This is a genomic window from Piscinibacter sp. XHJ-5, assembly GCF_029855045.1.
In the GTDB taxonomy this organism is placed as follows: domain Bacteria; phylum Pseudomonadota; class Gammaproteobacteria; order Burkholderiales; family Burkholderiaceae_C; genus Albitalea.
This window is the reverse complement of sequence record NZ_CP123228.1, coordinates 1,181,840-1,206,186: the sequence shown is the minus strand read 5'-3', so window position 1 is coordinate 1,206,186 and position 24,347 is coordinate 1,181,840. Positions and strand designations below refer to the sequence as shown.

Below are 24,347 nucleotides of genomic sequence, written 5' to 3'. Positions count from 1 at the left end.
GTCAGACGGCCTGGGCGTGGGCAGTGTAGCGTCCGATCAGCGCGAGCAGATCTTCTTCGGAGTAGGGCTTGCCGAGGTAGTGGTCGACGCCCAGCTCGGCCGCATAGTCGCGATGCTTCTGCGCGATGCGGGAGGTGATCATGATCACGGGCAGGTCGCGCAGCCGAGCATCGCCGCGGATGTTGCGCACCAGGTCGAAGCCGTCCATGCGCGGCATCTCGATGTCCGACAGCACCATCGACGGCTTCTCCTCGGCCAGCCGCTCCAGCGCATCCAGGCCGTCCTTGGCCAGCGAGACGCGATAGCCTTCGCGCACCAGCAGACGCTGGGTGACCCGGCGCACCGTCAGCGAATCGTCGACCACCAGCACCAGCGGAGACTGCGCCCGCGCGGTCTCCACGACCACCGGCTGCGCCAGTTCGGGTGTCGGTGCGTGCAGCGCTGCCACGGTGGCGGCACGGGCCTGCGCGCCGTACAGCGTGGCCAGCGCCACCGGGTTGTAGATCAGCGCGACGGCACCGGAAGCCAGCAGCGTCATGCCGGCCAGGCCGGGCATGCGCGACAGCTGTGGCCCGAGGTTCTTCACCACCACTTCGTGGTTGCCAAGCACTTCGTCCACGTGGATCGCGATGCGCTGCTGCGCGCTTCGGATGATGACGACCTGGCGCGTGCGCTGCGCCGCTTCCGTGCTGCGCGCCGACAGCTGCAGGAGCGAGCCAAGCCAGAAGAACTGAAGGGCGCGGTCGCCGACGGTGAATTGCCCCGTGCTGTAGGCCTGCTCGATCTCCTCGGGCTTGGCGCGGCGCACGATCTCCACCAGCGTGGAAGGCACGGCGACCGTGGCGTCGCCCACGCGCAGCATCACCACCTGCGTGACGGCGGTGGTCAGCGGCAGCACGAGCTTGAAGCTGGTGCCCTGCCCGGCGGCCGTGGCGGTCTCGATGCGTCCGCCCATTGCGTTGACTTCGGCGCGGACCACGTCCATGCCGATGCCGCGGCCCGCGAGCTCGGTCACCTTGTCGGCAGTGGAAAAGCCCGACGTGAAGATGAGGTTGGCGAGCTCGCCATCGCTGTAGCTCTGGCCGGGCTCCAGCAGGCCCATCGCGACGCCCTTGTCGCGGATGCGATCGAGGCTCAGGCCGGCGCCGTCGTCGCGGAACTCCACGCCGACTTCGTTGCCCTCGTGGCTCAGCGAGACGATGATCGAACCGGTGGCGTCCTTGCCGGCCGCGGTGCGCTGCTCCGGCGACTCGATGCCGTGGGTGACGCTGTTGCGCAGCAGGTGCTCGAAGGCGCCGGTCATGCGGTCCAGCACGCCGCGGTCGACTTCGATCGAGCCACCGACGATGTCCAGCCGCACGTGCTTGCCGGTCTCCTTGGCGGCCTGTCGCACGACGCGGTACAGGCGATCGGACAGGCCCTCGAATTCCACCATGCGGGTGCGCAGCAGATCGTCCTGCAGGTCGCGCGTCAGCCGCGCCTGCGCCGCCAGCTCGTCCTCGGTGCTTTCCAGCGTGCGCTGCAGCGTGCGCTGCACCGTGGCCACGTCGTTCACCGACTCGGCCATCATGCGCGTCAGCTCCTGGAAGCGCGTGAAGCGGTCGAACTCCAGCGGGTCGAACGACTGGGCCGCGGCCTTGGCGGCCTCCAGCCGGGAGCTCATCTGCGTCTCGGCCTGCAGCTCGATGTCGCGCAGCTGCTGGCGCAGGCGTTCCAGGTTGTCGGTCAGGTCGCTCAGTGAACCCTTGATCTGGCTGACTTCCACCTCGATGCGCGAGCGCGTGATGGAGACTTCGCCGGCCTGGTTGACGAGACGGTCGAGCAGCGGCGCACGCACCCGCACCGCCGACTGGGCGGCCGCGGCGCGGTCGGCGGCGACCTGCTTGGGCACAGCGCTGTGGCCGCTGAAACGAGACCAGTCGATCTCGGGAAGGTTGAGGGCCACCAGCGGCGCGGCAGGCGCCTCTTCGGCAGTCGGATCGACCGCTTCTTCGGCGGCAGCGGTCGGCTCGGTGCGGGTCGGCTCGGCGGGGGTCGGCTCGATGACGACCGGTGCCTCGGCCACCGGCTCGGGGGCGGCTTCGGCCACCGGCTCGGGTGCGGCTTCGACCACCGGCACGGCCGCATCGTCGAGGCCGCCCATCTGGCTTTCGACCGTGGCAACGGCTTCGGCATAGGCCGCGGCATCGCGCTTGCGCAGCGCTTCGAAGGTGTGCGACAGCGCGTCGGAGCGGTTGTGCAACGCCTCGACGTCGGAGGCGTGCGGCGATTCCTGGCGCAGCAGCTCCTCGATGGCGGTTTCCAGCCGGTGCGCCATCTCGCCCAGGCGCATCGCACCGGCGAGCCGGGCACCGCCCTTCAGCGTGTGAAGCGTGCGCATGCACGCCGACGCGTGCTGCGTTTCGCCCGGACGCCGCGCCCAATCGCGAAGCTGCGACTCGAGCTTGGGCAGCAGCTCCTGGCCCTCTTCCTCGAAGATGGGGAAGAGGTCGGGATCGACCGCATCGACCGCGTCGATGTCGTCGTCGATGTCCTCGACCTCATGCGCCGGCGCCGCGGCCGCACGCACGGCCTCCACCGGCAACGCGGTGAAGGGCTTGAACTCGGCGGCGCCCAGCCCACCGAAGCCGCTCTCGAGCACCAGCGGTTCCGGCACAGCGGGTGGAACGAACGCGGCCGCTGCGGATTGCCCCTGCGGCGCCACGGCGGGACCATGCAAAGGCACGGTCGCATCGACGTCGGGCTCCGCCGCGGCGTCGATCGGGATGTCCACCTCGGTCAGGTCGGCCGCACCGCTCTCTGCCGACACCGCATCCAGGCGGCGCGCCGAACTGACTTCGTGGTCGGCCAGTCGATGCAGCAGCTCGGACGACGGCTCCTTCAGGAAGCCGGCGGCGAACTGGTGCAGCAGGCGCCGGATCTCCTCGGCGGTATCGACGAACAGGCGTCCTTCGTCCTGCGTGCCGTGGCCGATCGCCTCGGTGCGCATCAGGGCATGTTCGAGCGTGCGCGACAGCTGCGAGAGGTCGGAGAAGCCCACGGTGGCGGAGCTGCCGGCCAGCGAGTGCGCCAGCGCGATGGCAGTCTCGCCCACCGGCCGGTGCAGTTCCATCGCCCACTCGGCGACCTCGGTGGTCAGGCGGCGCGACAGCTCGTCGGCCTCGTTGAGGAAGATGTTGAACAGGGGAATGCCGATGCGCAGCGGTCCGACGACCTTCACCTGCTCCTCTTCCGCCGGGGCGGCGGCTTCGGCGGGCGCGGCCGGTGCCTCGGCCGGCGCTGCGATCTCTTCCGACGAATCGATGCCTTCCTGCAGCACGCCTTCGGCGGTGGCATCGGAAGCGGACGGCAACAGGCTCTGGATCAACGAGGCCGGCGGCTGCGCGGAGCCGCCGAGGTCGATGTCGATCAGCTCGATCGATTCAGCTGCTTCGACCGGCGGCGCCTCGAATGGCGCGGACATCTGCGGAGCGCCGAAGTCGATATCGAGCGCCTCGGCCGGGACCGCCGGCGCGGGCGACGCATCGAACGGCAAGTCGAACTTGGACAGGTCGAGCTCGAACGCCACCGGTTCTGCGGGCGCGGCGGCCGGCGCCGCGGGCGGCAGCGTGAGGTCGAGGTCCTCGGCGCTCGGCAGATCCGCCGGCAGCGCCAACGCAATCGGCTCGATGACCGGCGCGGCCGGCACCACCTCCTCGATCACCTCGGGCAGCAGGGGCAGCTCGAACGCGGCCTCCTCGACCGTGGGCACCGGCAAGGCCTGCGCAGGCGGCTCGGCGGAAGCAGGCGCCGGCGTGGAAGCAGCAGCCGAAGGCTCGCGCAGCGCGAGCGCCGCCCTTTCGATGAGCTTGGGGTCGCGGCCGCCGTCGGCGCGGCGGGCAATGTCCTCGACCCATCCGCCGAGGTAGTCCAGCGACCAGGCGGTGAACTTCAGCAGCTCCTCGTCTGCCGGCTGCTGCTCGGCCAGGCGAGCGTTGTAGAGCTGCTCGCACGCCCACGCTGCTTCGCCGAAGGCCTTCAGGCCGACCATGCGCGAGCTGCCCTTGAGCGTGTGGAACGCGCGGCGGACCGTGGTGAGCTGTCCCAGGTCGGTCGGCGCATCCGCCAGATCGCGGCCGGCGGCCTGCGCGGCCTGCACGACCTCGCGCGCTTCCTCGAGGAAGATCTCGCGCATTTCGTCGTCTTCGGCGAGGTCGATCGTGGCTTCAGCGGGCGGCGTGACGGCAGGCGCCGGCGCGGGCTCCAGGCCCACCGGACCGGTGGCCGTGGCGACGAAGTCGACCAGGGCCTCGGACAGCTCGCCGCGCACCGAGGCGATGTCGTCGAGATTGCCGTGAGCCTGCAGCAGTCCTTCCTGCGCATGGCTGACCGCGGCTGCCAGCGCCGGCTGATCGGCGGCCTGCGCTTCCTGCGAAAGCTTCTCGAGCTCGCGCGAGACCTCTTCCACCGGCACGTCTTCACGCACCGCGCTGAAGGCCAGCATCTGCGCCTGCTCGATCAGGCGCGCCTCCACCGCCGCCGGTGCGGCGGTCTCGGCGGACACACGCTCGGCCGTGCGGCCCATCAGCGGGCTCAGCGTGCCTTGTGCGGCGTCGTAGACGAACAGTGATTTCGCGAGCTGCGGCTGCACGCTCAGCATGTCGATCAGGAAGCCGAGCGCGCCCAGATTTCCGGCGAGGCGATCGAAGACGCCGGCTTGCGCGACACGCTGCGGATCGACTTCGGTGGACACCATGCCGTCCACCTCGTCGCGCATGCGCAGCAGCGCTGCCGAGGCCTGTTCCATGCCGAGCACCGACAGCACGCCGCGCATCGCGGAGAGCTGGTTGGGCACCGGAATGAGCACGTTGCGGTCGGCCGGATTGCGGAAGAACTGATCGATCAGCTTCTCTGCCTCCGACAGCGAGACGCGCAGCTCCTGCACGACGCTGCCCATCGTCTGGCGATCGGACACGCGGCGGTACAGATCCTCCATCCAGCCTTCGAGCGGGGCGGGTGTCCCGCCCTGTCGCACCGACGCGATGCGCTCGGCCAGGCGGGTGACGCGCTGCGCCTGCTCGGGCGTGTCGAACTCGGCGTCCTCGAGCGAAGCCTCGACGTACAGCAGGCTGGTCGCGACCTCCATCGCGAGCGGCGCGCTCGGGGCGGCGCCGCCTTGCTGCGTCGTCGCGACGGCCTGTTGCAGCTCGGCGGCCATCGTCTCGCCCTGCGGGAACAGCCGCTTCAGCGAATCGCCGACCAGCGAGAACTGCTCGGTCAAGCCGCTCATGCGATGCATCTCGCCGCCGGCCACCGCCGACCACGACTCCTTGGCCGCCGACACGCGCTTGCGCGCCTGGGCGACCCATGCCGGGTCGTACTTGCCGAGCACGCTGGCCGCATACTCGACTGGCGTGTGGAACGCGAGGCCGTAGGCCTGCCGCACCGAAGCAAGGCGCGGGGCCTTCTTTCCATCGCCGGGTGATGCGGCCTGCGCGCAGAAGAAGAGCAGGTCCTGGGCCAGGCGCTCGGACACGTCGGCGTCGCCGCGTTCGACGATGCGCAGCTGCGCCAGCAGGCGCGACGCGATGCGCTTCACGAAGACATCGGACTGGAGCAGGCCCTGCGCCTGCGCCTCGAACACCGCTGCGGCCAGGCGCCACAGCGTCACGGTGTGCGGGTACATGGACCCGGCGGCGAGCGACTCGCACAGGTCGCTCATGCGCATGGCGGCCAACGGCGCGCTGCCGCGCATCAGCGGCAGCATCTGCTGCTCCATCACGGCGCGCGTCGCGGCGTCGGGGAAGCGAGGCGCGACGTTGCCGATACCGGGAAGCTCGTGCCACTGCCAGTCGGTCGGCCACAGGTCGGCCGGATGCACGCGATCGGCGCCGGCGGCTTCCTGCACCGCGCGGTACTGGGGGAACATGGCCAGCGGCGACACCGGCTTGCCGGCCAGCATGCGGGCGATGTAGTCGAGCAGCGCGAACGACGCGTGCTCCAGGTCGTCGACGAGCTGGCTGGTGAGCTTGTGCGGCTTGGCGACGAAGCGCTGCACCGCGGCTTCGCAGCCGCGGAGCACCGTGGCGGCGGCCGGCAGGCCCACCAGCTCGAGCGCGCCGACACCCTGGTGGATCTGCTGGCGCGCCGTGCGCAGCACCGACGGGTCGACCACGTCGACGTCGGAGCCGTGGAGCGCCTCGGCTTCCTTCACGAAGCGGCGCAGCGCCTTGTGCGCGGCGTCGAGCGAGCGGCGCAGTTCTTCCTGGACCCAGGCCAGGGCGCTCAGATCGTCGCCGGTGCCTTCGGTGTTGCGGGTGCTTTCCATCAGTGCCCTTGGTATTCAGGTCAGCGTTGGCGACGCAATGGGCACGACACCGCGCCCGCGCAGCGTCAGTCGATCTTGAATCGCGCCACCGACTGCTTCAGTTCTTCAGCCGTCTTCGACAGCTCGCGCACCATCTGCGCCGTGGAGCGCGTGCCTTCGCCGGTCTGCTCGGTCACCGCGAAGATGTGCTGGATGTTTGCGGCCACGACGTTGGCGGATTGCGCTTCCGACAGCGCCTGGTTCGAGATCTGCGCGATCAGGTCGGCAAGCTGGCGCGACACGCGGTCGATGTCGCCCAGTGCGGCACCCGCCGCGTCGGTCAGCTTGGTACCTTCGACCACGCCCTGCGTCGAGCGCTCCATGGCGGCCACCGCGTCCTGGGTGTCGGTCTGAATGGTCTTCACCAGCGCGGCGATCTGACGCGTCGCGTCGCCGGAGCGCTCGGCCAGCCGCTGCACTTCTTCGGCAACCACCGAGAAGCCCCGGCCCGCTTCACCGGCCGAGGCGGCCTGGATGGCCGCGTTCAGCGCCAGCACGTTCGTCTGCTCGGTAATGTCGGAAATCAGCTCGGTGATTTCGCCGATCTCCTGCGACGACTCGCCCAGCCGCTTGATGCGCTTGGAGGTTTCCTGGATCTGGTCGCGAATGGAGTTCATGCCGCCGATGGTGTTCTGCACCGCGCGCAGACCGGTCTCGGCCGCATCCAGCGACTGGCGCGCGACCTGGGCCGTTTCCTGCGCTTGCGCGGACACCTCGTTGATTCGGCCCGCCATCTGCAGCACCGACTCGCCGGTGTCGCGGATCTCGCGCAGCTGTTCGGTGGAGGCGGCCAGCAGCTCGGTGGAAGTGGCTTCCACCTGCTGCATCGTCTCCGTCACGCGGCCGGCTGTGCCCTGCACCTGCGACACCAGCGTGCGCAGCTCCTCCACCGTGTAGTTCACCGAGTCGGCGATGGCGCCGGTGATGTCTTCCGTCACCGTCGCCTGCTGCGTCAGGTCGCCTTCCGCGACCGTCTGCAGTTCGTTCATCAACCGCAGAATGGCGGCCTGGTTGGCGTCGTTCACGCGCTTGGCCTCCTGCTCCTGGCGCTCGGCCTCGAGGCGCTGCTGCTCGGCGAGCGCGGCACGCTGGGCCTGGTCGCGCACGTACAGCTTCAGGAAGCCGGCGCCGCCGGCGGCCATCAACGAGGCGAACAGGACCAGCGCGAGCAGCGAGAGGCCGCCGAAACCAGTCTCGGAGCCGAGGCGCTCCTGCACGACCTCCAGGCCTTTGCGCAGCGGCTCGCTATCGGCAATGATCGCCGACTGCGCTTCGCGCGCGGACACCAGGCCCTGCAGGTTGCCCAGGATGGCGCCCGCCTGCGTGCGGGTCTCTTCGTACTGCTTGAGCAACGTGACCAGGCGCTCCTTGGTCTGCGGGTCTTTCGTGCCCGGCAGGCGCAGCTCCTGGTTGCCGTCGGACAGGCCCTGCGCGATCTCGCGGAAGGAGTTCAAGTCCTTGCCGAGCAGGAACACGGCCTCGGGGCTCACGCCTTCCATCGTCAGGAATTCGTTGGCCGACTTGCCGATGCGCTGCGTCAGCATGACCAGCTGACCGACCGCCGACAGCTCGGCCGGCGAGGCTTCCTGCTGCAGCTTGAGCGAGGAAATGGTCTCGGCCGTCTCGAGCAGGTCGGACGACTGGCGGTTGATGGCGCGCAGCGCCTGTCCCACCTGGGTCAGGATCTTCTGCTGCGCAATGACGGTGTTGGCATTCTTCTCGGCGCGGTCGACGAGCGGCAGCAGCGGGTCGAGCGCTTCCTGCACGCCGGCCGGGGCGGCGGACAGGTTGTCGTCGCCGTTCTTCAGGCCGCGCACGTTCTTCGCCAGCACCTCGGTGCTCTCGCGCACTTCCGGGAAGGCCTGCGGCGATCCGATCAGCGCCTGCGACACCGACTTGGCAAGCCGCTGCGACTGCATCAGGGCCTGGCCCGATGCACCCACCTGTGCGGCGCCCTTGGACGCCGAGTTCAGCGAGATCGCCGTCATGGCCACCAGCCCCGCGAGGCCCAGGGCCACGATGCCGGTGAGGATCTTCTGCTGGTCGGCAACCGGGCGGTGGCCGATCAGCGGCAGGCCGCTGCCGATGTCGTTGGCGGCTTCGCCGGCCTGGATGCGGGTCTCGCTGAAGTCGGCCATTTCGGAGGGGGCCGCTTCGGTGATGATGGAGGAGTCGGCATGACCGCCCTGCTGCAAGGTGGGCACCTCGAGCGGCATCGTGCCGGCGGCGTCGGGCATGCGCACGTTGCCGTGCTGAGCGAAAGCGTCGTCGAACGACCCGTCCTGCTGGTTCGCGGCCTGCGTCGACTCGGACGCATTGCGATCCTGGCCCCAACCTTTGATCTTGTTCAGGAAGCTCATGGTGTTCCTCGTTCGCTCTATCCGATGTGTTCGGGCCGGAGAGAGCCGGCCCGTCATTCCGTACTACTGGGTCAATCCGGTTATCGACTCGATCAGCCGACGATGCGCAGGAACGCCTCGTCCGCAGCGAGCGCGGCAAGGTTCAATTCCTGCCACGTCCGCCCGCCTTCGTCCTTGTAGCGCGCGCCGACGAAAGGCGGCCGCGGGCCGCTCGCGACGTCGGTCTGCGCGGTGAGCTGCTGCTCGCTGCGCAGTCCCGACAAGCGGTCGACGAGCAGCGCGCAATTGATGTCGAGCGAGGCGTTGAAGGCGACCAGGCGCGACTGCTCGCGCAGCGGCTCGTTGCCCTTCACCCCGAGAAAGCCGGCCAGGTCGACCACGCCGTGCAGGTGGCCGCGCAGGTTGGACACGCCGAGGAACCACGAATGCGAATGCGGCACCGGCACGATGGGCGCCAGCGCGAAGATCTCGCCCGATTCCTTCAGCGGAAACAGGAAGCCGCGGGAGCTGCACTCGACCGCCAGCCACGATTTGCCGCGGTCCTGGGTGCGCGCGGCCTGCAGCCGCTCGGCCAAGCGGCTTTGAAGTTCGCGCAGTGCTTCCTTGTTGGCCATCGCAGGGAACCCGGGGTGCTCGTCAGTCGAAGGCCTTGATCTTCGCGACGAGCTCGTCGGCGTCGACCGGCTTGACGATGTAGTCGCGCGCGCCCTGGCGCATGCCCCACACCTTGTCGGTTTCCTGGTTCTTGCTCGTGCACATGATGACCGGCACGTTGACGAAGCGCGGATCTCGCGTGATGGCGCGCGTCAGCTGGAAGCCGTTCTGGCCGGGCATGACGACATCCATCAGGATCAGGTCGGGCGTTTCCTCGGCCAGGCGGCGCATCGCCTCCTCGCCGTTCTCGGCGGTGCGGATCGTGTAGCCGCGCTTTTCGAGAAGGTCCGACAGGAAGTGCAGTTCGGTCTTCGAATCGTCAACCAGCAGGATCTTCTTGATGGGAGGTTTGGGAGTGGCCATTTCGTCTCTGTCCTTCTATCGTCGCCCAACGCGCAAGGGGCGAGTGTCACACGTTCAGGGCGCTAGCAAGGGCTAACTCGGGAAGCGTGGCGCGCAACGCGCCGACTCCCGTGGAATCAGTCACGCCGCGCGGCGATGCTGCTCCACCGCCTGCAACAGTTGGTCTTTGGTGAACGGTTTGGTGAGGTAGTCCTGCGATCCGACCATGCGGCCGCGCGCCTTGTCGAACAGGCCGTCCTTGGACGAGAGCATGATCACCGGCACGTTCTTGAACTTGACGTTGCGCTTGATGATGGCGCACGTCTGGTAGCCGTCCAGCCGCGGCATGAGGATGTCGCAGAAGATGAGATCGGGCTCGTGGTCGTTGACCTTGGACAGCGCGTCGAAGCCGTCCTCGGCGAGCAGCACCTGGTAGCCACCCTGCTTCAAAAAGATCTCCGCGCTGCGGCGGATGGTGTTGCTGTCATCGATGACCAGCACCTTCACGCCCGGTGCGTTGGCGGGGGCTTCAATGCTCACTGAGCATTCTCCTAACGACGTGGGTATCAGTTTCCGAAGCCGCCCTCGTGGGTACGCTCAGATCTGCACCATTTCGAAGTCTTCCTTGCGGGCGCCGCATTCCGGACAGGTCCAGTTCATCGGCACCGCATCCCATGGCGTGCCCGGAGCGATACCATGCTCCGGGTCCCCGGCCGCCTCGTCGTAGATCCATCCACAGATAAGGCACATCCAGGTACGCGGTTCAGTCACTTTGTGAGTCAGGCTTCACTACAATGGTGGCGAATTGTAGCGAGCCGAAACGACAAAAAGGCAAAGCTTTTTAGGCACCTACGCAACATACCTCACACTTTCCTGTAAGTCGCTTCCGCACTGAAAACCGGTCCGGATCGCGCCGGGTGCGCCTCAATTTCGGACGCTTTTCATGACCGCAGACAACCCATCCACCGACACCGGCAACGAGCCCCTGCAAGACCCGCCCGCGCCGGCCTGCGTGATGAGTTTCAATGCCAGCGACGCCAGCGGCGCCGGCGGCGTCGCGGGCGACGTGGCCACCATCGCGGCGATGGGTGCACACGCCCTGCCCGTCGTCACCTCGGTGGTCATGCGCGATACCGCCGAAGTGTTCGACCACCACGCGCTGGACCCCGAGGTCGTGGTCGAGCAGGCCCGAAGCGTCCTCGAGGACGTCACCATCGCCGCCTGGAAGGTGGGCTACCTCGGCTCGGCCGAGGGCGTGAGCGCGGTGGCGGAGGTGCTGTCCGACTATCCCGATGTGCCGCTCGTGGCTTACATGCCCAACCTCTCGTGGGTCGAAGAGGACGAGCAGCAGGCCTACCTCGACGCGTTTCGCGAGCTGGTGCTGCCGCAGACCGAAGTGCTGGTCGGCAACCACCAGACGCTGACCGACTTCCTGCTGCCCGAATGGGAGAACGACCGGCCGGCCTCGCCGCGCGAGCTGGCGGTGGCGGCGGCCGAGCACGGCACGCGCTTCGTGCTGGTGACCAGCGTTCCGCTGCCCGACCAGTTCCTGGACAACGTGCTGGCCTCGGCGCAGGGCGCCATCACCGGCGAGAAATTCGAGCGCTTCGAGGTGAGCTTCGTCGGCGCCGGCGACACGCTGTCGGCGGCGCTGGCCGCCTTGCTGGCGGCCGGCAGCGAGTTGCACATGGCGGTCGGCGAATCGCTGGCCTTTCTCGACCAGGCACTCGACGCGGGCTTCCGTCCCGGCATGGGCAACGTGATCCCCGACCGCTTCTTCTGGGCGCTGCCGCCCGGCGAGGAAGAAGAGCCGAGCGCCGAGGGCGGTCCGGAAGAAGGCGAAGCGCCCGGCAGCCGCCACATCCACTGAGCCGATGAGCAACGAGAGCCTGTTCGAACGCGCGCAGCGCGTGATCCCCGGCGGCGTGAATTCGCCGGTACGCGCATTTCGCGCCGTCGGCGGCACGCCGCGCTTCATCACCCGGGCCGAAGGCGCCACCATCATCGATGCCGAGGGGCGGCGCTACATCGACTACATCGGGTCCTGGGGGCCCATGATCCTCGGCCACGGCCATCCCGCGGTCCTCGAGGCCGTGCAGCGGGCCGCGAGCGAAGGCTTCTCGTTCGGCGCACCGACCGAACGCGAGATCGAGCTCGCCGAGGAGATCCTCAAGCTCGTCCCCTCCATGGAGCAGGTGCGGCTCGTCAGCTCGGGCACCGAGGCGGCGATGAGCGCGCTGCGCCTGGCGCGCGGCGCCACCGGCCGCCAGAAGATCGTGAAGTTCGAGGGCTGCTACCACGGCCATGCCGACTCGCTCCTGGTGAAGGCCGGCTCGGGCTTGGCAACCTTCGGCAATCCCACGTCCGCCGGCGTGCCGCCCGACGTGGTCAGGCACACGCTGGTGCTCGAGTACAACAACCCGGCTCAGCTCGAGGAGGCGTTCGCGCTGCACGGCGCGGACATCGCGTGCGTCGTGATCGAGCCGATCGCCGGCAACATGAACTTCGTGCGCGCCGGCGTGCCTTTCGTGCGGCGCCTGCGAGAGCTGTGCACGCAGCACGGCGCGCTGCTGTTGTTCGACGAGGTCATGACGGGCTTTCGTGTCGGCCTCGAGAGCGCGCAAGGCCTCTACGCGAAGGCGATCCCCGGCTTCGCCCCGGACATCAGCGTGTTCGGCAAGGTCATCGGCGGGGGCATGCCGCTCGCCGCCTTCGGTGCCAGGCGCTCGGTGATGGAGCAGCTCGCGCCGCTCGGCCCGGTGTACCAGGCAGGCACGCTGTCCGGCAACCCGGTGGCGACGGCCTGCGGGCTGGCCACCTTGCGCGAAATCCAGAAGCCGGGCTTCTTCGATGCACTCGCGCGCCGCACGCGCTCGCTGGTCGACGGCCTGCTCGCCGCGGCGCGCGAAGCGCAGGTGCCGATGGCGGGCGACTGCGAAGGCGGCATGTTCGGCTTCTTCTTCGCCGACTCGCTGCCGCAGAACTACAGCGCCGTGATGGCCACCGACAAGGAGCGCTTCAACCGCTTCTTCCACGCCATGCTGGAGCGCGGCGTGTATTTCGCGCCGGCGCTGTACGAAGCCGGCTTCGTCAGCGCAGCGCACACGGAGGCCGACATCGCGGCGACGCTGGCGGCGGCACGCGACGCGCTGAAGGTCTGAGACAGCCTTTCAGGCGGGCGACGAGCGCATGCCGTAGGCCTTGCCGCCGACGAAGACATATTCGGCGCGCAGCACCGCATTGCCCTGTTCCCCGGGGAAGCTGTAGCCCAGCACGCCCACTTGCGCACCGGGCTTGATCTCGTCGAGCTTCCACGACTCGACGCGCGTCAGTGGCGCGAGCTCGATGTGCCAGACCTTGTCCCTGCGTGCCGGCAGCCTGGCCGCCGCGAGCAGGCCCGCACCGTCGACCGACGCCGACTGCGCCGGCAAGGTCCGCCGCGCCAGATCGTCGGGCAAGCGCAGCTGAGGGTCGAGCTCGAGATCGAGCTCGACGTGCGGATTGCGCCATGACACCTTCACGGCACGACCTTCGAGGTAGAGCGGCTTGGTCTGGTCGAAGCTGCTCCAGCCGTGGTGCGCCCGCGCGGAGTGCGCGCAGCACGCCGCGGCCGCCATCACGATGAACTGTCGTCGTTGCATGAACGCTCCTTCACAGATAGGCGATCCAGCGGCCACAGATGATGATCGCCAGCCAAAGCCCCAGCGAGAGCGCGGTCTGCAGGCGCGCGACGCGATCCAGGCGGCGGCTGCCGCCGCGCCCGTGGAACGCCGCGGCGTTGACCCCTGCCGCGACCAGCAAGCCCATCTTGGCCAGAAAGGCACGATTGGCGAGCAGCTCGCCCGGGTGGCTCGCGAACATCACGCCGCCGCTGGCCGCGGCAATGCCGAAGCCGACCAGCGAGGTGCGCAGCGCCACCCGCTGCAGCACATCGACCGGCAGCGCCACGCCGATTCCCCAGACGCGCAGCTCGAACAGGACCAGATTGCCGAACAGCAGCGCGATGCCCGCGATGTGCACCACTTCCAGCGCCGGATAGGCGTACGGATGCGAAACGATCCATGACAGCGACTCGAACGAGGCAAGCGTTGGCGTCATCGCGCGACGTTAAGCCGATCGGGCGCCTTCGCACAGCACCCAGGCCGCGGATGCCGCTCCTAGAATCGGCGCATGCATATCCACATCCTGGGTGTCTGCGGCACCTTCATGGGCGGCCTCGCCGCCCTCGCGCGCGAGGCCGGGCACAAGGTCACCGGATGCGACGCCAACGTCTATCCGCCGATGAGCGACCAGCTTCGAGCCCTGGGCATCGAGCTGATCGAAGGCTATGGAGCCGACCAGCTGGCGCTCAAGCCCGACCTGTTCGTCGTCGGCAACGTGGTCACGCGAGGCAACCCGCTCGTCGAGGCGATCCTCGATGCGGGCCTGCCCTACGCGAGCGGACCGCAATGGCTGTCCGAGCACGTCCTGCACGGCCGTCATGTGCTCGCGGTGGCGGGCACGCACGGGAAGACGACCACCACCGCCATGCTCACCTGGATCCTGGAGAAGGCCGGCCAGGCGCCCGGGTTTCTGATCGGCGGCGTGCCGATGAACTTCGACGTGTCGGCCCGTCTGGGCAGCGGCAGCAGCTTCGTGATCGAGGCCGACGAGTACGACACCGCGTTCTTCGACAAGCGCAGCAAGTTCGTCCACTACCGCCCGCGCACCGCGGTGCTCAACAACCTCGAGTTCGACCACGCCGACATCTTTGACGACGTGGCGGCCATCGAGCGCCAGTTCCACCACCTGGTGCGCACCGTGCCGGGCAGCGGCCGCCTGGTCGTCAACGCGCGCGAGGAGTCGCTGCAGCGGGTGCTCGCGATGGGCTGCTGGAGCGAGGTGATCCGCTTCGGCGCGCGCAAGGAAGCGCCCGGCGAGCTGCGCTCGCGCGGCGAGCCGCATGCGTTCGACGTGCTGCGCGGCAGCATGAAGATCGCACGCGTGGAGTGGTCGCTGCTCGGGGAGCACAACCAGATGAATGCCCTGGCCGCGATCGCGGCCGCCGAGCATGTCGGCGTGGCGCCGGACGCCGCGGCACGGGCGCTGGGCAGCTTCGAGAACGTGCGCCGCCGCCTCGAGTTGCGCGGCGCCGTGCGCCTGGGCCGCGGGGACGTGCGCGTCTACGACGACTTCGCGCACCATCCGACGGCGATGCGCACCACCATCAACGGACTGCGACGCAAGATCGACGCGCTGCAGAGCGCGCATCACGAGGAACGCCAGCGCATCCTCGCGGTGTTCGAGCCCCGCTCCAACACGATGAAGCTCGGCGCGATGAAGGCGCAGCTGCCGTGGTCGCTGGAGGAGGCCGACCTGGCGTTCTGCCACAGCGGCGGGTTGAGCTGGGACGCCACGCAGGCGCTGGCCCCCATGGGCCCGCAGGCGGTGGTGTGCGACAGCGTCGACAAGCTCGTCGAGCGGGTGGTGGCGGCGGCGCAGCCGGGCGACCACATCCTGTGCATGAGCAACGGCGGCTTCGGCGGCATCCATGCCAAGCTGCTGGATGCGCTCGGCAGGCGCGACGCCGCGGCTGGGCGCTGACGCAGGTCGCTGCCGCGCCCCATGACAGCCTCGCATTCGGCCATCACTCACCTGCTTTACCTGCACGGCTTTCGCTCCTCGCCGCAGTCGACCAAGGCACGGCAGATGCAGGCATGGGTCCGGGCCCACCGGCCCGACATCCACTGGTGGTGCCCGCAGCTTGCGCCTTCGCCCGGGGAAGCGCTGCGCACGATGCTCGATGGCGTCGCCCACTGGCCGCACGAGCGCATGGCCGTGATCGGCAGCTCGCTTGGCGGCTTCTACGCGACCATCGTCGCCGAACGCACCGGTTGCCGTGCCGTGCTGCTGAACCCCGCGGTGGAGCCGGCGCGCGATCTGGCGGCCTACATCGGCGAGATCACCTCCTGGCACGGCGACGAGCGCTTCTTCTTCCGTCCGGAGTTCGTCGATGCGCTGCGGGAAATGCGTCCGGCCGAGGTCACGCGCCCCGAGCGCTACCTGGCCATCATTGCCAAGGGCGACGAGGTGCTCGACTGGCGCGAGATGGCCACGCGCTACGCCGGCTGCCGCATCAAGCTGCTCGAAGGCGGCGACCACGCGCTGGCCGACTTCGCCGATGCGCACCTGGCCGACGTGGTGGACTTTCTCGGCCTGCGCCCGACGTCTACACCCAGTTGATGATGACGATGGCGACCCTGCGCCAGATCTCGACGTTGAACCAGAACAGCGCGATGGCCCACGCCAGGCGGCGCCAGGCACGCGCACGCTTGATCCAGACATCGATGTCGGTGACGATGAAGATGACGAAGGCGAGCACCGCGCCGGTGGCCAGCAGCCCACCGATGACACCGATGATCCAGCGGAAGACGCTCATGCGGTCAGGCCATTCGTTCGAGGATCAGCACCGCGAAGAAGCCCAGCGCGGCGATCACCGTCCACTTGACGATGGTCACGCCCAGGGCGCGCCAGCGGGCCTGGCCCGTGCCGATGTACATCGCGAAGCAGAGCAGTCCGCCCACCAGCAGCAGCAGGATCAGCCAGCGGAAGACGAGCATCGGCGATGGTCACCACGCCGGGGCCAGGTCGGCGAGTCCGGCGGGCGCACGCGATGCGTCGTCGAAGGTGACGATGTCGTAGGCGCCGGGGTCGGCCAGCACGGCCCGCACGAGCTTGTTGTTGAGCGCGTGCCCTGACTTGTAGCCGGTGTACGCGGCGATCAGCGGATGGCCGATGACGTACATGTCTCCGATGGCGTCCAGGATCTTGTGCTTCACGAATTCGTCGTCGTAGCGCAGGCCGCCGTCGTTCAGCACCTTGTAGTCGTCCACGACGATGGCGTTGTCCATGCTGCCGCCCAGGCCCAGTCCGCGCGAACGCATCATTTCGACGTCCTTGGTGAAGCCGAAGGTGCGCGCGCGCGCGATCTCACGCTTGTAATGGCCCGAGCCCATGTCGAAGACGACGCGCTGGCCGGTCTGGTTGACGGCGGGATGGTGGAACTCGATCTCGAAGGTCAGCTTGTAGCCCTCGAAGGGCTCCAGCCGCGCCCATTTCAGCGACGCACCCTCGCCCTCGCGGATCTCGACTGCCTTCTTCACACGCAGGAAGCGCTTGGGTGCGTCCTGCAGCTCGATGCCGGCGTTCTGCAGCAGGAAGACGAACGAGGCGGCAGAGCCGTCGAGGATGGGCATCTCCTCGGCAGTGATGTCGACGAAGAGATTGTCGATGCCCAGGCCCGAGCAGGCCGACAGGAAGTGCTCGACCGTCTTGACCGCGGGCCCGCCCGGATCGTCCTTCGCCGTCAGCGTGGTGGCCAGGCGAGTGTCGGTGACGGCGAAGGCATCGACCTTGATCTGCACCGGCGTCGGCAGGTCGACGCGGCGGAACACGATGCCGGTGTCGGCCGGCGCGGGCCGCAATGTGAGCTCGACCCGCTGTCCACCGTGCACGCCCAGGCCCACCGCGCGGGTGAGGGACTTGAGCGTGCGTTGGGCGAGCATGGGGGCGATTCTACGTAGGGTGGGCGCGGGCTCACGCGGCGGCGCTGATCGCCGCCGGCGTGCCCGCACGCCGACTTTCGCCCACCCGCTGCCCAGCACCTCAGTCCGCCTGCTTGCGCAGGAACGCCGGGATCTCGATCTCGTCCATGCCATTGCTCGCCAGTGCATCGACCTTGGCGGCGGCCGTGCGGCCGTTGCGCCAGACGCTGGGCGTGGTGAGCTGGCTGTAGTCGTGCGCCGGGGCCGGTTGCACGGGCTGGGTGAGGATCGGCAGGTTGTCGGTGCCGGTGCGCTGCATCTGCACCGGGGCGCTGTGCACGACCTGCATCGGCGCGGCCTGGCGCTTCTGCGGCGACAGGCCCGTGGCGATGACCGTCACGCGCAGCTGGTCACCCAGCGACTCGTCGTAGGCCGTGCCGTAGATGACGTGCGCATCCTCGGCCGCATAGCGGCGGATGCAGTTCATCGCATTGCGGCTCTCCGACAGCTTGAAGGTGTTGCGGTTGGCCGCGATCAGCACCAGCACGCCACGCGCGCCGGACAGGTCGATGCCTTCCAGCAGCGGGCACGCCACCGCCATCTCGGCGGCCTTGTTGGCGCGGTCGGGGCCTTGCGCGATCGCCGTGCCCATCATCGCCTTGCCCGGCTCGCTCATCACCGTCTTCACGTCCTCGAAGTCGACGTTGACCAGGCCCGGCACGTGGATGATGTCGCTGATGCCGCCGACCGCGTTCTTCAGCACGTCGTTGGCGTGCGCGAAGGCCTGGTCCTGCGTGACGTCATCGCCCAGCACGTCGAGCAGCTTGTCGTTGAGGATGACGATCAGCGAATCCACGTTCGCCTCGAGCTCGGCCAGACCCGTGTCGGCGGCCTTCATGCGGCGCGCACCTTCGAAGTCGAACGGCTTGGTGACCACGCCCACGGTCAGGATGCCCATCTCCTTGGCGACCCGCGCGATGACCGGCGCAGCACCGGTGCCGGTACCTCCGCCCATGCCGGCGGTGATGAACAGCATGTTGGCGCCGGTGATGGATTGCCGGATGCGGTCCACCGCCTCCTCCGCGGCGGCTCGGCCGGCCTCGGGCTTCGCGCCCGCGCCGAGCCCGGTGGTGCCGAGCTGGATCAGCGAATGTGCCGCCGAGCGGTTGAGCGCCTGTGCGTCGGTGTTGGCGCAGATGAACTCCACGCCCTGCACGCCCTGGGCGATCATGTGGTCGACCGCGTTGCCGCCGCCGCCGCCGACGCCGATGACCTTGATCTGCGTGCCCAGGTCGAATTCCTCGATCATTTCGATAGCCATTTGATTACTCCTTCAATGCAGTTGCCATGTCTGTCGTCAGTTCCCAACCGGTGTGTTGTTCGCCTTGGTGACCCGGCGGCGCCGGGGTCCTAGGTCGTTGGGTTGTCGGTCTCGAATCCTGGGGAGGGCCGTGCGTTCCTCCGCCGGTTCGCCCTGAGCCTGTCGAAGGGCTTGCGTGGCAGAGCACGCGGGCTTCGACAAGCTCAGCCCGAGCCTTCGACAGGCTCAGGGCGAACGGTTCTTTGTCTGCCATCGCGTGCCTCGCTTCAAAAATTCCCCAGAAACCAGTCCTTCGCCCGCCCGAACAGGGTCTTCACCGACCCCGCCTGCTGCGCCGCGCGCATGCCGCGCGAGCGGGCGAGCCGCGCCTCCTCGAGCAGCCCCATCACGGTGGCCGAGCGGGGATTGGCGACCATGTCGTAGAGCGCGCCGTGGTACGTCGGAATGCCCTTGCGCACCGGCTTCAGAAAGATGTCCTCGCCCAGCTCCACCATGCCGGGCATCACCGCGGCGCCGCCCGTGACGACGATGCCCGACGACAGCAGCTCCTCGTAGCCGCTCTCACGGATCACCTGGTGCACCAGCGAATAGATCTCCTCGACGCGCGGCTCGATGACGCCGGCCAGCGCCTGGCGCGACAGCATGCGCGGCGCACGGTCGCCGAGCCCCGGCACCTCGAGCTGCTCGCCCGGATCGGCCAGCAGCTGCTTGGCGACGCCGTACTCGACCTTGATCTCCTCGGCGTCCTTGGTCGGGGTGCGCAGCGCCATCGCGATGTCGCTGGTGATCAGGTCGCCGGCGATGGGGATCACCGCGGTATGGCGGATCGCGCCGTCGGTGAAGATGGCCACGTCGGTGGTGCCCGCGCCGATGTCGACCAGCGCGACCCCGAGGTCCTTCTCGTCGTCGGTGAGCACCGCGTGGCTCGACGCGCTCGGGTTCAGCACGAGCTGGTCGACTTCGAGCCCGCAGCGGCGCACGCACTTGACGATGTTCTCGGCCGCGCTCTGCGCGCCGGTCACGATGTGCACCTTGACCTCGAGCCGGCCGCCGCTCATGCCGATCGGCTCCTTGACCTCGTGGCCGTCGATGACGAACTCCTGCGGCTCGACCAGCAGGAGGCGCTGGTCGTTCGGGATGTTGATCGCCTTGGCCGTCTCGACCACGCGCGCCACGTCGACCGGCGTCACCTCCTTGTCGCGCACGATCACCATGCCGGTGCTGTTCTGCCCGCGGATGTGGCTGCCCGTGATGCCGGTGTAGACGCGGGTGATCTTGCAGTCGGCCATCATCTCGGCCTCCTTCAGCGCCTGCTGGATCGACTGCACGGTGGCGTCGATGTTGACGACGACGCCGCGCTTGAGCCCGTGTGTTGCCGCCACGCCGAGGCCCGCGACGCGCAGCTCGCCGTTGGGCAGCACTTCGGCGACCACCGCCATCACCTTCGCGGTGCCGATGTCCAGCCCGACCACCAGATCCTTGTATTCCTTGGCCATCTGAGCCCCTAGTTCTTTCTTTCCTTCGCGGTCGGGATCACCGTCGTGATGCCCTTCAGCCGTACCGCATAGCCGTCGTGGTGCCGCAGGTCCGCGTATTCGAGCGGTCGCTGGAAGCGAGAGGTGACCTGGGTCAGCGTGCCGATGAAGCGCTCGGTGCGCGCGAGCACCTCGTCGTCGGTGCCGCGGCCCAGCTCCACTTCCGCGCCGGTGTCGAGCTCGGCTCGCCACGAGCCGCGGCCCGACAGCGACAGGGCGGCGACACGTGCATCGAGCCTCTCGAACAGCGGCCTCAGCTGATTCAGCATCGCCAGCATGTGGACGGAGCTGCCATCAGGCCCGCTCAGCGTGGGCAGGCTGTCGTCCTCCACGTCGCCGAGGTTGGCCTCGAAGACCTCGCCGTAGCTGTTGACCAGCTTGTCGGTCGCCGTGTCGCTGCCGCCCCAGACGGCAGCCGGGCGGTGCTCCTCCAGCCGCACCGCGAGCCGGTTGGGCCACACCCGCTTGACGACCGCCTGACGCACCCAGGGCACCGACTCGAATGCGCGCTTGCCCTTGACCAAGTCGGTGGTGAAGAAGTTGCCCGAGAGCTTGGGCGCTGCATTGGCGCGAATGGTCGACACGCTGTTGCGCGTCACGTCGCCTTCGACCTGGATCATGCGCAGCGCAAAGGCCGGCAGCCGCACCATCCAGTTCAGCAGCAGCGCCGCCAGGGCGATCCCGGCCAGCACGTACAGCGCGCTGGCCGTGGCATGCATCAGCCGCACGTCGCCGGGCAGCGGCGCGGTGCGGGGGTCGAGGGCGGTGGCGGCGGCCATCGTGGTGCTCAGGCCTTCGGCGTGTCCAGGCTGGCCTGCGACACCAGGTGCAGGCACAACTGCTCGTAGCTCATGCCCGCGGCCTTGGCCGACATCGGCACCAGCGAGTGAGAGGTCATGCCCGGCGACGTGTTGATCTCGAGCAGGAACGGCTTGCGGTCGCTCGCGCGGATCATCAGGTCGGCACGGCCCCAGCCGCGGCATCCCAGCGTCGTGTAGGCGGCGATCACGATGCGCTGGATCTCGCGCTCCTCGGCCAGCGGCAAGCCGCTCGGGCAGAGGTACTTGACGACGTCGGTGAAGTACTTGTTCTGGTAGTCGTACGCCCCGCCCGGCGCCACGATGCGGATGACCGGCAGCGCCTGCACGTGGTGGCCATAGCCGAGCACCGGGCAGGTCACCTCCTCGCCTTCGATGAACTCCTCGCACAGCACATCGGGGTCGTACCTCGCGGCCAGCGCGACGGCGTCCTGCATCTGCGAGTAGCCCTCGACCTTGGTGATGCCGATCGACGAGCCCTCGCGCGGCGGCTTCACGATCAGCGGCAAACCCAGCTCGTCGGGCACGCGCACCACGCGCTCGCGCGACTGCTCGTTCGGCGCCAGGCGAACATGCCGGGGCGTCGGCAGGCCCTCGGCGATCCAGACGCGCTTGGTCATCACCTTGTCCATGGCGATCGCCGAGGCCATGACGCCCGAGCCGGTGTAGGGGATGCCCAGCAATTCGAGCGCGCCCTGCACCGTGCCGTCCTCGCCGTGGCGGCCATGCAGTGCGATGAAGCAGCGCGCCGCGCCGTCGGTCTTGAGCTCGACCAGGTCTCGCTCGGCGGGATCGAAGGCGTACGCATCCACGCCTTGCGAGCGCAGCGCGTTCAGCACGCCGGTCCCCGACATGATGGAGATCTCGCGCTCGGCGGAGCTGCCGCCGAACAGGACCGCGACCTTGCCGAGGGCTTTGACATCGACGCTCATGGCTTGCTCCCCAACAGCTCGACCACCTGCGCGGGCACGTTGCCGATCGACCCCGCGCCCATCGCCATCACGACATCGCCGCCGCGCGCGTGGTCGACGATGGCCTGCGGCATGTCCTGGATGTCGTCGACGAACACCGCGTCGACCTTGCCGGCGACGCGCAGCGCACGCGCCAGGGCGCGGCCGTCGGCGGCGACGATGGGCGATTCGCCGGCGGAGTAGACGTCGGCGAGGAGCACCGCGTCGGCCGTGCCGATCACCTTGACGAAGTCCTCGAAGCAGTCACGCGTGCGCGTGTAGCGGTGCGGCTGGAACGCGAGCACGAGGCGACGGCCCGGGAAGGCGCCGCGGGCCGCGGCCAGCGTCGCGGCCATCTCCACCGGATGGTGGCCGTAGTCGTCGATCAGCGCGAAGGTGCCGCCGTCCTGCGCCGGCAGGTCGCCGTAGCGCTGGAAGCGCCGGCCGACGCCGCCGAAGCCGGCAAGGCCCTGGATGATGGGCGCATCGGGCAGCTCGAGCTCGGTCGCCACCGCGATCGTCGCCAGCGCGTTCAGGACGTTGTGCTCGCCCGGCAGGTTGAGGTTGACCTCCATGTCCGGCATGCGCACGCCGTTGTGGCGGATCACCGTAAACCGCATCTGGCCGTTGCTGGCGCGCACGTCGATGGCACGCACCATCGCATCCTCGCCGAAGCCGTAGGTGACCATGGGACGCGAGATCATCGGGATGATGGAGCGCACGCCGGGGTCGTCGCTGCAGAGGATGGCCGCGCCGTAGAAGGGCATGCGGTGAATGAAGTCGATGAAGGCCTGCTTCAGCTTGGCGAAGTCGTGGCCGTAGGTGTCCATGTGATCCGCGTCGATGTTGGTCACCACCGCCATCACCGGATTCAGGTTGAGGAAGGACGCGTCCGATTCGTCAGCCTCGACGACGATGTAGTCGCCCTTGCCGAGCGCGGAGTTGGCACCGGCTGCATTGAGCCGGCCGCCGATCACGAAGGTCGGGTCGACGCCGGCCTGCGCGAGCACGCTGGTGACCAGGCTGGTGGTGGTCGTCTTGCCGTGCGTGCCGGCGATGGCGATGCCCTGCTTGAGGCGCATCAGCTCGGCCAGCATCACCGCTCGCGGCACCACGGGCACATGCCTGGACCGGGCGGCGATGACTTCGGGGTTGTCGCCCCTGACCGCGGTGGACGTGACCACCGCGCCGGCGCCGGCGATGTTGGCGGCGTCGTGCCCGATGGTGACCCGGATCCCCAGCGAAGCGAGCCGCTGCGTGGTCGCGCTCTCGTTCTGGTCCGAGCCCGACACGGTGTAGCCGAGGTTGTGCAGGATCTCGGCGATGCCGCTCATGCCGGCGCCGCCGATGCCCACGAAGTGGATGTGCTTGACGGCGTGCTTCATGCCGCGGCCAGCCTTTCGAGTTCGTCGGCCACCCGCGCCGCTGCCTTCGGCCTGGCCAGCTCGCGAGCCTTGGTGGCCATCTGCAGCAGCGCGTTGCGCGTCAAGCGCGAGAGCAGCTCGGCCAGTTTGGGCGGGGTGAGCTCGGCCTGAGGCAAATGGATGCCCGCTTCATGGCCCGCGAGCCACTGCGCGTTGTCGCGCTGGTGCGAGGTGGTGCTCACCACCAGCGGGACCAGCACGCCGGCGACGCCGGCCGCGCACAGCTCGCTGACCGTGACGGCCCCGGCGCGGCAGACGATCAGGTCGCAATCGGCCAGGCGCCGCGCCATGTCGTCGATGAAGGGCAGCACCTCGGCCTGGAGATCGGACTTCGCATACGCGTCGCGCACGGCCGCTTGGCTGGCTTCGCCGGTCTGGTGGGTGACCTGCGGACGCTGCTGGGCGTCCATCAACGCGATCGCCTGCGGCACGCAGTCGTTGAGCACCCGCGCCCCGAGGCTGCCGCCGACCACCAGCAGGCGCAGCGGACCGCTGCGGCCGGCGAAGCGCTCGGCCGGAGGGGGCAGCGCCTCTATCTCGGCGCGCACCGGGTTGCCGGTGACGACCGCCTGCCTGATCTTCTTCGTGGTCTGGCCGTCGAAGCCGAAGGCCACGCGGTCGGCGACCGGCAGGAGCGCCTTGTTGCTCATCAGCAGCGCCGCGTCGGCGTTGACCAGCATCAGCGGTCGATTCAGCAGCGAGGCCATCATGCCGCCGGGGAAGCAGACATAGCCGCCCATGCCGAGCACCGCGTTCGGACGACGGCGCCGCAGGATGCGCAGGCAGCTCCAGAACGCGGCGAGCAAACGCATGCCGCCGGTCAGCGTGTGCACGAAGCCCTTGCCGCGCAGGCCGCTGAAGGCAATGTTGTCCATCGCGATGCCGGCCGGCGGGACGAGGCGGTTCTCCATGCCTTGGGTGGTGCCGAGCCAGCTCACGGTCCAGCCACGCTGCTGCATCTCGCGTGCGACGGCCAGGCCCGGAATGACGTGGCCGCCGGTACCGGCGGCCATCACGACGAGGTGGCGCGAGCTCATTGGAGTACCTTCGTGCTTCCCACTCCGGTATGAGCCC

General features: G+C 68.8%; 21 protein-coding genes. 4 read left to right on the top strand and 17 right to left on the bottom strand.

Annotation, left to right across the window (positions count from 1 at the left end):
• Nucleotide 1: 1 nt before the first annotated feature.
• From P7V53_RS05730 to P7V53_RS05705, 6 genes are all read right to left on the bottom strand, one after another.
• Nucleotides 2-6,307, bottom strand: a complete 6,306-nt coding sequence (locus P7V53_RS05730; RefSeq protein WP_280154518.1) for an Hpt domain-containing protein — start codon at nt 6,305-6,307, stop codon at nt 2-4.
• Between the two features lie 65 nt (nt 6,308-6,372).
• A complete protein-coding gene (locus P7V53_RS05725) occupies nt 6,373-8,706 on the bottom strand; it encodes a methyl-accepting chemotaxis protein (RefSeq protein WP_280154517.1) in 2,334 nt (777 codons plus the stop codon).
• A gap of 92 nt (nt 8,707-8,798) precedes the next feature.
• On the bottom strand, nt 8,799-9,320 hold the full coding sequence (locus tag P7V53_RS05720) for a chemotaxis protein CheW (RefSeq protein ID WP_280154516.1): 522 nt from the start codon (nt 9,318-9,320) through the stop codon (nt 8,799-8,801).
• A 22-nt stretch (nt 9,321-9,342) separates the two neighbouring features.
• A complete protein-coding gene (locus P7V53_RS05715) occupies nt 9,343-9,723 on the bottom strand; it encodes a response regulator (protein WP_280154515.1) in 381 nt (126 codons plus the stop codon).
• Nucleotides 9,724-9,843: 120 nt separating this feature from the next.
• Nucleotides 9,844-10,236, bottom strand: coding sequence for a response regulator (locus P7V53_RS05710; RefSeq protein ID WP_280156445.1), 393 nt, complete (start codon nt 10,234-10,236; stop codon nt 9,844-9,846).
• Nucleotides 10,237-10,299: 63 nt separating this feature from the next.
• The gene (locus P7V53_RS05705; RefSeq protein WP_280154514.1) at nt 10,300-10,473 is read right to left on the bottom strand and encodes a rubredoxin; all 174 of its coding nucleotides are present in this window, start codon (nt 10,471-10,473) and stop codon (nt 10,300-10,302) included.
• Nucleotides 10,474-10,645: 172 nt separating this feature from the next.
• Between P7V53_RS05705 and P7V53_RS05700 the strand changes: the two genes are divergently transcribed.
• Complete coding sequence (locus tag P7V53_RS05700) at nt 10,646-11,572, top strand: bifunctional hydroxymethylpyrimidine kinase/phosphomethylpyrimidine kinase (RefSeq protein WP_280154513.1); 927 nt, start codon at nt 10,646-10,648, stop codon at nt 11,570-11,572.
• Between the two features lie 4 nt (nt 11,573-11,576).
• Entirely contained in the window at nt 11,577-12,863 is a 1,287-nt protein-coding gene (gene hemL, locus P7V53_RS05695; RefSeq protein ID WP_280154512.1) for a glutamate-1-semialdehyde 2,1-aminomutase, read from the top strand.
• Between the two features lie 9 nt (nt 12,864-12,872).
• On the opposite strand, the gene P7V53_RS05690 is transcribed toward hemL, so the two are convergent.
• A complete protein-coding gene (locus tag P7V53_RS05690) occupies nt 12,873-13,343 on the bottom strand; it encodes a DUF6152 family protein (RefSeq protein WP_280154511.1) in 471 nt (156 codons plus the stop codon).
• A 10-nt stretch (nt 13,344-13,353) separates the two neighbouring features.
• Complete coding sequence (locus P7V53_RS05685) at nt 13,354-13,800, bottom strand: hypothetical protein (protein WP_280154510.1); 447 nt, start codon at nt 13,798-13,800, stop codon at nt 13,354-13,356.
• 72 nt (nt 13,801-13,872) lie between these two features.
• Here P7V53_RS05685 and mpl point away from each other — a divergent pair, with 72 nt between their 5' ends.
• Nucleotides 13,873-15,285: a UDP-N-acetylmuramate:L-alanyl-gamma-D-glutamyl-meso-diaminopimelate ligase gene (mpl, locus tag P7V53_RS05680; protein ID WP_280154509.1), complete on the top strand. Its 1,413-nt coding sequence runs from the start codon at nt 13,873-13,875 to the stop codon at nt 15,283-15,285.
• A 21-nt stretch (nt 15,286-15,306) separates the two neighbouring features.
• Nucleotides 15,307-15,924: a YqiA/YcfP family alpha/beta fold hydrolase gene (locus P7V53_RS05675; protein WP_280154508.1), complete on the top strand. Its 618-nt coding sequence runs from the start codon at nt 15,307-15,309 to the stop codon at nt 15,922-15,924.
• On the opposite strand, the gene P7V53_RS05670 is transcribed toward P7V53_RS05675, so the two are convergent.
• The 9 genes from P7V53_RS05670 to murG form a co-directional block, all read right to left on the bottom strand.
• Entirely contained in the window at nt 15,911-16,120 is a 210-nt protein-coding gene (locus tag P7V53_RS05670) for a hypothetical protein (RefSeq protein ID WP_280154507.1), read from the bottom strand. The genes P7V53_RS05675 and P7V53_RS05670 overlap by 14 nt on opposite strands.
• 4 nt (nt 16,121-16,124) lie before the next feature.
• Complete coding sequence (locus P7V53_RS05665) at nt 16,125-16,301, bottom strand: hypothetical protein (RefSeq protein ID WP_280154506.1); 177 nt, start codon at nt 16,299-16,301, stop codon at nt 16,125-16,127.
• A 9-nt stretch (nt 16,302-16,310) separates the two neighbouring features.
• A complete protein-coding gene (lpxC, locus tag P7V53_RS05660) occupies nt 16,311-17,246 on the bottom strand; it encodes a UDP-3-O-acyl-N-acetylglucosamine deacetylase (RefSeq protein ID WP_280154505.1) in 936 nt (311 codons plus the stop codon).
• A gap of 100 nt (nt 17,247-17,346) precedes the next feature.
• Nucleotides 17,347-18,546, bottom strand: a complete 1,200-nt coding sequence (gene ftsZ, locus P7V53_RS05655; protein ID WP_280154504.1) for a cell division protein FtsZ — start codon at nt 18,544-18,546, stop codon at nt 17,347-17,349.
• Between the two features lie 266 nt (nt 18,547-18,812).
• On the bottom strand, nt 18,813-20,042 hold the full coding sequence (ftsA, locus tag P7V53_RS05650; RefSeq protein ID WP_280154503.1) for a cell division protein FtsA: 1,230 nt from the start codon (nt 20,040-20,042) through the stop codon (nt 18,813-18,815).
• An 8-nt stretch (nt 20,043-20,050) separates the two neighbouring features.
• Nucleotides 20,051-20,860, bottom strand: a complete 810-nt coding sequence (locus P7V53_RS05645) for a cell division protein FtsQ/DivIB (protein ID WP_280154502.1) — start codon at nt 20,858-20,860, stop codon at nt 20,051-20,053.
• An 8-nt stretch (nt 20,861-20,868) separates the two neighbouring features.
• Nucleotides 20,869-21,831 (bottom strand): D-alanine--D-alanine ligase, encoded by a 963-nt coding sequence (locus P7V53_RS05640; protein WP_280154501.1) that lies wholly within the window; start codon nt 21,829-21,831, stop codon nt 20,869-20,871.
• A complete protein-coding gene (murC, locus tag P7V53_RS05635; protein ID WP_280154500.1) occupies nt 21,828-23,234 on the bottom strand; it encodes a UDP-N-acetylmuramate--L-alanine ligase in 1,407 nt (468 codons plus the stop codon). The genes P7V53_RS05640 and murC overlap by 4 nt, the downstream gene beginning before the upstream one ends.
• Nucleotides 23,231-24,310, bottom strand: coding sequence for an undecaprenyldiphospho-muramoylpentapeptide beta-N-acetylglucosaminyltransferase (gene murG / locus P7V53_RS05630; protein ID WP_280154499.1), 1,080 nt, complete (start codon nt 24,308-24,310; stop codon nt 23,231-23,233). Before murG ends, murC begins: the two co-directional genes overlap by 4 nt.
• Nucleotides 24,311-24,347 lie beyond the last annotated feature (37 nt).